The following is a 1827-nucleotide window of genomic DNA, read 5'->3' as shown; positions in this document are numbered from 1 at the left end:
ACCAGAAGCCGATAAGGTAGTCGCTGCCCCTAAGGTAACAGCGCCACTATAGAGTTGGGTACCGGTAGTAGTAATGGCATTGGTGTTAATGGCGGCGGTGCCCGAGATGGAGAGGTTCTTACTACTTCCTGTAAGGGTTACGGTATCGCTGGTGGCATTACCAAAGACCGCGTTACCGGTAATAGCTAAGCTGTAGGCCCCAGCTACTGTGCCATTAAAGGTCGCTGTAGTTGCGGTTAAGGCAGTATCGGCACCGAGCGTGACATTGTTGTTATAGGTTTGAGCGCCACCTGCAGTATTGATGGATCCACCATTAATGGCGGTGGTACCGGTTATTGCATTTTGTATCAGGCTAGTTGCAGCTACTGAATTATTAAAGGTAGTGTTACCAGTACTGGTTAAGGAGATATTACCCAGGCCTTGTGAACCGCCTACTGCACCGGTGAAGGTAATGTTGCCAGTGCCTGCTGAGACGGTGAGGTTTTTCGTAGTGGTCGCGGCACTATTAAGACTGGAAGCAAATACAACATTGCTATTAGTAGTCGTGAAGGTAGCATTAGCGGCTAAGTTCACTGCCCCAGTGTAGGTCTGTGAACCAGAGGTAGTGATTGTTGCACCGCTTGTATTAATCACACCACCAGTAATACTTAAGTTGATTACTGAGCCAGCACCGGTTGATCCAGCTTGGTACTGAGAGAGAACTGTAGCAGCACTTAGTGCACTATTGTAATAAGCAACGTTGGCGATAGCTCCATTAAAGGATTGATTTAAATTGCCTCTTTGTCCAACCATAAAGCCATACACATCAGAAACTATGGCCCCACTTACTGAATAGTTAGACTGAATAGCAACGCCGTTAGCATAGACATTGACTGAACTGCCGGTTGATGTGAAAACAATTTGTGTCCATGCAGTAGTTGATGGTGTGTATGAACTAGCAGGTATCCAAGTCCATCCAGGGCTTACATTGCTAATGGCCCATTCAATTCGATTGTTTTGAATTGCGAGCTCATATTGATTTTCTTTATTCCAAACAATGCCGCTACCACCACTATTGTTTTTAACCCAAGCAACTACGGAGAATGCTCCAGATCCTGGACTCATAGAAGCATTATTGGGATAAGTGATGTAGCTTGAGCCAGGAACATAAAGCGCTGTTAAGCCATCATACATTCCTGTGGCACGTCCGGGCCCACCAGATACACTCTGAATAGTATAGGTCGCTGTTCCGCCAAGTGTACCCAAATTACTTGCTGTGGAAGAATTAATAGCTTCTGTCAGTGGTAGGTAAAGTAACGGAGCACTAGATATGATGCTAGCCTGATACGCTGATTGAGAGAGCGTAGTACCAGTTCCGCCTGTTACATTTCCTGATAAGTAAATATTGCCTGTGCCACCATTAATTATTAGAGAACTACCCAAATTAATATCACTTTGGAATGTAATATCAGCATTGCTAGAAAGAATTGATAAATCCGTTCCAATGTCAACAATGCCGCGATAAATTTGTGTTCCAGAAGAAGTAACACTGCCATTTAATGAAATTCCTGTTGCATGGCTTGATGTCACATCTAAGCTTGTTAATGCAGTAGCAGCTCCAACCGTACTCGAGAATGTAACCATACCAATCCCAGCATTAACAATTAATACCTTCGCACCATTCACCGTACTACTAAACGCAATACTATTTCCTGTTGAAGCTCCACCAATAGATGATGTAGTCAGTGAGTTCCCTAAGGTCACTGCCCCCGTATACGTTTGGGTACCACTGGTGGTGATGTCACCATTTAAGGTAATACCTGTACCGGTAATGGCTAGGGTGCCTGA

1 protein-coding gene is annotated in these 1827 nt (G+C 44.7%); it reads right to left on the bottom strand.

Translation table 11 applies throughout. From position 1 onward, the window contains the following. Positions 1–1827, bottom strand: a 1827-nt coding sequence (locus tag B0G85_RS10180; RefSeq protein ID WP_157799327.1) for a beta strand repeat-containing protein, incomplete at both ends; no start/stop codon positions are given.

It is taken from the genome of Polynucleobacter brandtiae (assembly GCF_002797575.1).
Taxonomy (GTDB): Bacteria; Pseudomonadota; Gammaproteobacteria; order Burkholderiales; family Burkholderiaceae; genus Polynucleobacter; species Polynucleobacter brandtiae.
Note: the sequence above shows the minus strand (reverse complement) of the source record. Positions and strands in the feature narration are given on the sequence as shown.